The sequence below is a fragment of the Klebsiella sp. OBRC7 genome (assembly GCF_000293135.1).
GTDB lineage: Bacteria > Pseudomonadota > Gammaproteobacteria > Enterobacterales > Enterobacteriaceae > Klebsiella > Klebsiella michiganensis.
This window is the reverse complement of sequence record NZ_ALNJ01000150.1, coordinates 1-7,553: the sequence shown is the minus strand read 5'-3', so window position 1 is coordinate 7,553 and position 7,553 is coordinate 1. Positions and strand designations below refer to the sequence as shown.

The 7,553-nt window shown below is 58.4% G+C and carries 8 protein-coding genes; 4 read left to right on the top strand and 4 right to left on the bottom strand.

Features of this window, described 5'->3' with window-relative positions:
• Together HMPREF1144_RS29235 and nhaA are read left to right on the top strand one after the other, a co-directional pair.
• Positions 1–243: helix-turn-helix domain-containing protein (locus tag HMPREF1144_RS29235; RefSeq protein WP_042928751.1), on the top strand; the 243-nt coding region annotated here is incomplete at its 5' end.
• A gap of 659 nt (positions 244–902) precedes the next feature.
• On the top strand, positions 903–2,084 hold the full coding sequence (gene nhaA, locus HMPREF1144_RS29230; RefSeq protein WP_004194048.1) for a Na+/H+ antiporter NhaA: 1,182 nt from the start codon (positions 903–905) through the stop codon (positions 2,082–2,084).
• A gap of 426 nt (positions 2,085–2,510) precedes the next feature.
• Here nhaA and HMPREF1144_RS29225 read toward each other — a convergent pair whose 3' ends face one another.
• The 4 genes from HMPREF1144_RS29225 to HMPREF1144_RS29210 all read right to left on the bottom strand — a co-directional run bounded on the left by HMPREF1144_RS29225 (position 2,511) and on the right by HMPREF1144_RS29210 (position 4,114).
• On the bottom strand, positions 2,511–2,825 hold the full coding sequence (locus tag HMPREF1144_RS29225) for a hypothetical protein (RefSeq protein WP_000091613.1): 315 nt from the start codon (positions 2,823–2,825) through the stop codon (positions 2,511–2,513).
• 254 nt (positions 2,826–3,079) lie between these two features.
• Positions 3,080–3,436: a cupin domain-containing protein gene (locus tag HMPREF1144_RS29220; RefSeq protein WP_000215515.1), complete on the bottom strand. Its 357-nt coding sequence runs from the start codon at positions 3,434–3,436 to the stop codon at positions 3,080–3,082.
• Positions 3,426–3,827 (bottom strand): DUF86 domain-containing protein, encoded by a 402-nt coding sequence (locus HMPREF1144_RS29215; protein WP_001293886.1) that lies wholly within the window; start codon positions 3,825–3,827, stop codon positions 3,426–3,428. The genes HMPREF1144_RS29220 and HMPREF1144_RS29215 overlap by 11 nt, the downstream gene beginning before the upstream one ends.
• Positions 3,824–4,114, bottom strand: coding sequence for a nucleotidyltransferase family protein (locus tag HMPREF1144_RS29210; protein WP_001247892.1), 291 nt, complete (start codon positions 4,112–4,114; stop codon positions 3,824–3,826). The genes HMPREF1144_RS29215 and HMPREF1144_RS29210 overlap by 4 nt, the downstream gene beginning before the upstream one ends.
• 74 nt (positions 4,115–4,188) lie before the next feature.
• Here HMPREF1144_RS29210 and HMPREF1144_RS29205 point away from each other — a divergent pair, with 74 nt between their 5' ends.
• Together HMPREF1144_RS29205 and HMPREF1144_RS29200 are read left to right on the top strand one after the other, a co-directional pair.
• Positions 4,189–7,155 (top strand): Tn3-like element ISPa38 family transposase, encoded by a 2,967-nt coding sequence (locus HMPREF1144_RS29205; protein WP_003100881.1) that lies wholly within the window; start codon positions 4,189–4,191, stop codon positions 7,153–7,155.
• Positions 7,156–7,233: 78 nt separating this feature from the next.
• On the top strand, positions 7,234–7,553 hold a 320-nt coding region (locus tag HMPREF1144_RS29200; RefSeq protein WP_009654864.1), incomplete at its 3' end, for an IS110 family transposase.

Genomic DNA, 7,553 nt, shown 5'->3' with positions numbered 1-7,553 from the left:
GGCATTGCGGAGTTTGAGCGGGATCTCATCAGCGAGCGGGTCAAGTCAGGCCTTGCTGTTGCGAAGGCACGTGGTAAGAGGCTTGGTCGTCAGGCCGGAGTGCGACCAAAATCAGACCGACTTTTGCCTAAGGTGGTTGCGATGAGGGCCGAGGGACGCAGCTATCGCTGGATCGCACGCGAGCTCGGTATCAGCAAGAATACCGTCGCTGACATCGTGCAACGACACAGAGCTAACGCTTAGGGTGTCATTTCGCCCTCAGCCGGAACCGACCCCGGCCATAACCGGGTGAACCCGTCGGTCCGCGGAATGGCCGCCGCGTAAAAGATCTCACAGCATCCGGCAAGCAATAAATATATCCAGCCCAAAACTTCTGGCCTCAGTGTTAACGAAATGCGCCATTTTGACCTGTGGTATGTCTTTTCTGACAGCCATTCGTCACCGGCATGGACGGATAATTATCCATCAGCTGCTGTTCAGGCTTTTCAGGATAATGCGGCTCAGAGCAGCATCTGTCTGCAAACGGTGTCCTGTGTAATCATTTTCCATCACTACCCGTGTCAGTTTACGTTGCCAGCTCTTACTGACAGATACTATTTACTGACACGCGGCGGATAGTAAATTTCAGCCATGTTCTGGAAACAGACTGAGCAAATTTCTCAGAATGGAAACGCACCCTAGCCCCGCCAAGGCTTCGCTTTACGATAATTTACCTGAAGGCGGCCATTTACCTGACGGTGCATGATAAAATGTAACCACAGACCGACCGAATTTAACTTATTAATTTAATTATCTAAATTTCTTACATCAGTCAATCAGGCTGTGCATTGCATTTTTGGAGTGCACAGTCTCTGGGTTGCCTGATTCACAATTCGTAAGTCAACATCTCAGGGGGAGATTAAGTGACAGAAAACCCAATCGGATTAACCAGAAAAGTTATCAAGCCCGTTTCTAATTTTTTCAGTTCACCTGTAGCGGGCGGTATTGTGCTTATTATTGCTTCGGCAGCCGCTATCATCGTGGCCAATTCGCCCCTCAGGGAAGGTTATGAAACACTCCTGAAATACAAAACAGCAGGCCTGTCCGTTGAGCACTGGATAAACGATGCCCTGATGGCCGTATTCTTTATGATGGTCGGGCTGGAAATCAAGCGTGAGCTTGTCACCGGCCAGTTAGCCACCTGGAGCCAGCGTGCGTTGCCGGGCTTTGCCGCACTGGGTGGTCTGGCCGTACCTGCCCTGATTTACGTGGGGTTTAATGCCGGTCATGACGAAACCCTTTCCGGCTGGGCCATCCCGGCGGCCACGGATATTGCTTTTGCGCTCGGTGTACTCGCCTTACTGGGCAGTCGTGTGCCAGTCTCGCTAAAAATTTTCCTGTCGGCGCTGGCTATTCTGGATGACATGGGGGCGGTGGCTATCATCGCGCTCTTCTATACCAGCAACATTTCGCTTCTGATGCTGGGTGGTGCAGCGGCAATGGTTGCTCTGCTGTTTAGCCTGAACCGTGCCGGCGTGACGCGCCTGCTGCCCTATCTGCTGACGGGGGGAGTACTGTGGTTTTTCATGCTTCAGTCAGGCGTGCATGCCACCGTCGCGGGTATCCTGCTGGCGTTCTTTATCCCGCTGCGAACCAGGAATGCGGCTGATGAAGTGCCTCTGGACAGGCTTGAGCATGCCATCAACCCCTGGGTCACGTTTATGATACTGCCGCTGTTTGGCTTCGCCAATGCGGGCGTCGCGTTGTCGGGCATGACGATGAATGACCTGTTGTCGCCGGTTCCGGTAGGCGTGGCGCTGGGCCTGTTTTTGGGTAAACAGGCAGGTATCTTTGGCCTGTCGCTACTGGCCGTCAGCCTGGGCCTGGCGAAACGACCAGAGAAAAGTACCTGGTTACAGGTTTATGGTGTCTCGGTACTGTGTGGGATTGGTTTTACCATGAGCCTGTTTATCGGCAATCTGGCCTTTACAGGCAGCCCTCTGCTCGTTGATGAGGTCAAGGTGGGGGTTCTGGCAGGGTCCATACTGGCCGCTCTGGCCGGTATTTTGATACTGCGCTTTGCGCCTTCTAAGCAAGTCAGGTAACGTATTATCTACAGGAAAATCCCCGTGATAACGGGGGTTTTTTCACACTGTCAGTGTATATTCTGAAGAGAAAATTGAAATTATTTAATTTTATTATAAATAATTACCTTTCTATCTTTCACATTTTACAGGCGGAGCCCTGTTCAGATAAGTCAGGATGAACGCTGGCATATCAGTTAAAATATTATGTTATTCAAATAAATAGTCGGCTAACGTGGTTTTTTACACGACTGGCCCTCTAACCCCGCTACTGAATACTGACCGCCAAAAGGCGGTTTTTTTGTTCAAAGAAACTGATCTCAGTATCGCGCCCGGGGCAGCTGGCCAACGTCGCCGGCATCGCGCCGGCAAAAATCGAAAAACAGAAATATCAGCAAGATAGCTTAAACAGGTGTCGGGAAATTTCGTTGAGATATTTTGAAGGAATCACAGTGTAAGCAGGCGCTTTTTCAGGGAGGCGCGTTCTTGCGGGTTGCGTCCCTTGTGATTGGCGATGCGATCCGCCGTGGCGGCCTGGCGCTTGACGGGCCAGTAGGAGCGGCCATCCTTGCCCATCGACCAGACGCTGCTGGCCTGGTTTTCCAGCAGGGGCAGATGGGCGCTCAGGGCTTCGGGCGACGCGCTGGTCAGCGCCGTGCGCTCACGGGTGCGCCAGCGCTGATGCCAGAGCTTCTTGTCCTCGCGCTCGCTGCCGCAGGTCGTGTGCCCGACGATGGGTGTTTTGCGGCGGCTGCGGCTCATAACGTAGTGGTCTCCAAGAACATTCAGGACTGATCCCAGGCGTCGATGGTCAAGACCTGATCGGCAGGACAGGCGGCTACGCGGTCGGGAACTGGATGGTGTTCAGTCTCATGCCGACCCCATTCGATTGATCGCGTCGCTTGCGGCACGCTGCGACGCAAGGAGGTTTGCGACCTGGTTTAGCAGCCGTGTCCGCTGCATGTCTGTTACCTATCTCCCCGACCGCTCATTGGACCAACTCCAGAGATTGGGCTCTATCGCTCAGCCAATACGAAACCGGCATTGGCTGATGCCACAACCGAGACTAACACAAATGGCTCGGTACCTGTATTTCGCGCCCCGTGCACTTGGCCCGGTCTTGCCACGGCTATCTCACCTTCCCTGAGGGCACGAACAATCCCATTGCCCTGAAAGTAATCAGCCATTCCCGACAAAACAGTCCACGTGTCTTGGCCGTGAGGATGAATGTGAGCCGCAATTTCCTGCCCGGGATGGACATGCCAAACCACGATAATTGAGTCTCGGGTTTCAAGCACAACGGAACGAATAGGCTCGCCTTCGGACGGCTGAACATACTCGGCTACAGAAAATATTCTCGATTCAACAGTCATCGGAGATCCCTCTTTCACAGTTGTCGTTACGGTCTTCATCGTCGGCATCCTGACGCACGGCGGGCAATTGCTGGAGCAACGCCGGCAGCCATTCCTGTACCGTCTCCCACACCACATCGAGGTTGATGTCGAAATAGCCGTGAGCCATGCGATTACGCATATTGCGCATGCTGCGCCACGGCACGTCGGCATGCGCCTGGGTGAACTCGACGTAGCCATCCATCACCTTTGTGGCCGCCTCGCCGATGACGATCAGGCTCATGATGACGGCCTGCTGGGTGCGCTTGTCGGCCAAGAAGTCGTCCTTGGCCATCCCTTCCACGAAGCTGCGCGCATCGGTTGCGGCCTGCTGAATGTGGTCGAGGTAATCGGGCAGGCGGTTCTCGCTCATATCGGTTGCGCCTCCGCGAGCACCTTGGCCCGGAACTTCGGCGGCAGGTCGCCGGGAGTCAGCAGATCGACGTCAACGCCGAGCAGCGATTTCAGTTCTTCTTCCAAATCGCCCAAGTCCAACAACGTGGCACCGGGCAGCGCATCGACCAACAGGTCGAGGTCGCTGCCATCCCGGTCGGTGCCATGCAGCACCGAGCCGAAGACGCGCGGGTTCGCGGCGCGAAAGCGGCCTACCGCTTCACGCACTGCGCTTCGCTTCATGTCAAGCACAACAGACGGTCGCATGCGCATCCTTTCTTATCGAAACTCGTTGAGATGATATGCAATCAAGAATAGAATTTCAAGAAGAAGGAAACCGCATGCCCCGCCGTTCGATCCTCTCCGCCGCCGAGCGCGAAAGCCTGCTGGCGTTGCCGGACACCAAGGATGAGTTGATCCGTCACTACACGTTCAGCGAAAGCGACCTCTCCATCATCCGGCAGCGGCGCGGCCCGGCCAATCGGCTGGGCTTCGCGGTGCAGCTCTGCTACCTGCGCTTTCCCGGCGTCATCCTTGGCGCTGATGAGCCACCGTTCCCGCCATTGCTGAGACTGGTCGCCAACCAGCTCAAGGTCGGCATCGAAAGCTGGGACGAGTACGGGCAGCGTGAGCAGACCCGACGCGAGCACCTGGTCGAGCTGCAAACGGTGTTCGGCTTCCAGCCGTTCACGATTGGCCACTACCGGCAGGCTGTCCAGTTGCTGACCGAGCTGGCCATGCAAACCGACAAGGGCATCGTGCTGGCCAGAGCCTTGATCGAGCACCTGCGGCGGCAGTCGGTCATTGTGCCCGCCCTCAACGCCGTCGAGCGGGCGAGCGCCGAAGCGATTACCCGCGCCAACCGGCGTCTCTACGACGCCTTGGCTGAGCCGCTGACGGACGTGCATCGCCGTCGCCTCGACGATCTGCTCAAGCGCCGCGACAACGGCAAGACGACGTGGCTGGCCTGGCTGCGGCAATCCCCGGTCAAACCGAACTCGCGGCACATGCTGGAACACATCGAACGCCTCAAGGCGTGGCAGGCGCTCGACCTGCCCTCCGGCATCGAGCGGCTGGTTCACCAGAACCGGCTGCTCAAGATCGCCCGCGAGGGCGGCCAGATGACGCCCGCCGACCTGGCGAAGTTCGAGCCGCAGCGGCGTTACGCGACCCTGGTGGCGCTCGCCATCGAGGGCATGGCCACCGTCACCGACGAAATCATCGACCTGCATGACCGCATCCTGGGCAAGCTGTTCAATGCCGCCAAGAACAAGCATCAGCAGCAGTTCCAGGCATCCGGCAAGGCGATCAATGCCAAGGTGCGGCTGTTCGGGCGCATCGGCCAGGCGCTGATCGAGGCCAAGCAAGCGGGCCGCGATCCGTTCGCCGCCATCGAGGCCGTCATGTCCTGGGATGCTTTCGCCGAGAGCGTCACCGAAGCGCAGCGGCTCGCGCAACCCGAGGACTTCGATTTCCTGCACCGCATCGGCGAGAGCTACGCCACGCTGCGCCGCTACGCGCCGGAATTTCTCGACGTGCTCAAGTTGCGGGCCGCGCCCGCCGCCAAGGACGTACTCGACGCCATCGAGGTGCTGCGCAGCATGAACAGCGACAACGCCCGCAAGGTGCCCACCGACGCGCCGACCGAGTTCATCAAGCCGCGCTGGCAGAAGCTGGTGATGACCGACACCGGCATCGACCGGCGCTACTACGAACTGTGCGCGCTGTCGGAGCTGAAGAACGCGCTGCGCTCCGGCGACATCTGGGTGCAAGGCTCGCGCCAGTTCAAGGACTTCGAGGACTACCTGGTGCCGCCCGCGAAATTCGCCAGCCTCAAGCAGGCCAGCGAATTGCCGCTGGCCGTGGCCACCGATTGCGACCAGTACCTGCATGACCGGCTGACGCTGCTGGAAACGCAGCTCGCCACCGTCAACCGCATGGCGCTGGCCAACGAGCTGCCGGACGCCATCATCACGGAGTCGGGCCTGAAGATCACGCCGCTCGATGCGGCGGTGCCCGATACCGCACAGGCCCTGATCGACCAGACGGCGATGATCCTACCGCACGTCAAGATCACCGAATTGCTGCTGGAGGTAGACGAATGGACGGGCTTCACCCGGCACTTCGCCCACCTGAAGTCAGGCGACCTGGCCAAGGACAAAAACCTGTTGCTGACCACGATCCTCGCCGACGCGATCAACCTGGGCCTGACCAAGATGGCGGAATCGTGCCCCGGCACGACCTACGCCAAGCTGGCCTGGCTGCAAGCCTGGCACATCCGCGACGAAACCTACGGGGCGGCACTGGCCGAGCTGGTCAACGCGCAGTTCCGACATCCCTTCGCCGAGCATTGGGGCGACGGCACCACGTCATCGTCGGACGGCCAGAACTTCCGCACCGGCAGCAAGGCCGAGAGCACCGGCCACATCAATCCGAAATACGGCAGCAGCCCAGGGCGGACGTTCTACACCCATATCTCCGACCAGTACGCGCCGTTCCACACCAAGGTCGTGAACGTCGGCGTGCGCGACTCGACCTACGTGCTCGACGGCCTGCTGTATCACGAATCCGACCTGCGGATCGAGGAGCACTACACCGACACGGCAGGGTTCACGGACCACGTCTTCGCGTTGATGCACCTGCTGGGCTTCCGCTTCGCCCCGCGCATTCGTGACCTGGGCGACACCAAGCTCTACATCCCGAAGGGCGATGCCACCTACGAGGCGTTGAAACCGATGATCGGCGGCACGCTCAACATCAAGCACGTCCGCGCCCATTGGGATGAAATCCTGCGGATGGCCACCTCGATCAAGCAGGGCACGGCGACGGCCTCGCTGATGCTCAGGAAGCTTGGCAGCTACCCGCGCCAGAACGGCCTGGCCGTCGCCCTGCGTGAGCTGGGACGCATCGAGCGCACACTGTTCATCCTGGACTGGCTGCAAAGCGTCGAGCTGCGCCGCCGCGTGCATGCCGGGCTGAACAAAGGCGAGGCGCGCAACGCGCTGGCCCGCGCCGTGTTCTTCAACCGCCTGGGGGAAATCCGCGACCGCAGCTTCGAGCAGCAGCGCTACCGGGCCAGCGGCCTCAACCTGGTGACGGCGGCCATCGTGCTATGGAACACGGTCTATCTGGAGCGGGCCGCGAACGCCTTGCGTGGCCACGGTCAAGCCGTCGATGACGGCCTGTTGCAGTACCTGTCGCCGCTCGGCTGGGAGCACATCAACCTGACCGGCGATTACCTCTGGCGCAGCAGCGCCAAGATCGGCGCGGGCAAGTTCAGGCCGCTACGGCCGCTGCAACCGGCTTAGCGTGCTTTATTTAATGAGATGGTCACTCCCTCCTTCCCGGTATTATGCTGAGGACAGGCTTTCATTCGGAGAACTATCATGGAAAACATTGCGCTCATTGGTATCGATCTGGGTAAAAACTCTTTCCATATTCATTGCCAGGATCGTCGCGGGAAGGCTGTTTACCGTAAAAAATTTACCCGGCCAAAGTTGATCGAATTTTTGGCGACATGCCCCGCTACAACCATCGCAATGGAAGCCTGTGGCGGTTCTCACTTTATGGCACGCAAGTTGGAAGAGTTGGGGCATTCCCCAAAGCTGATATCACCACAATTTGTCCGCCCGTTCGTTAAAAGCAATAAAAACGACTTTGTCGACGCCGAAGCTATTTGTGAAGCTGCATCGCGTCCGTCTATGCG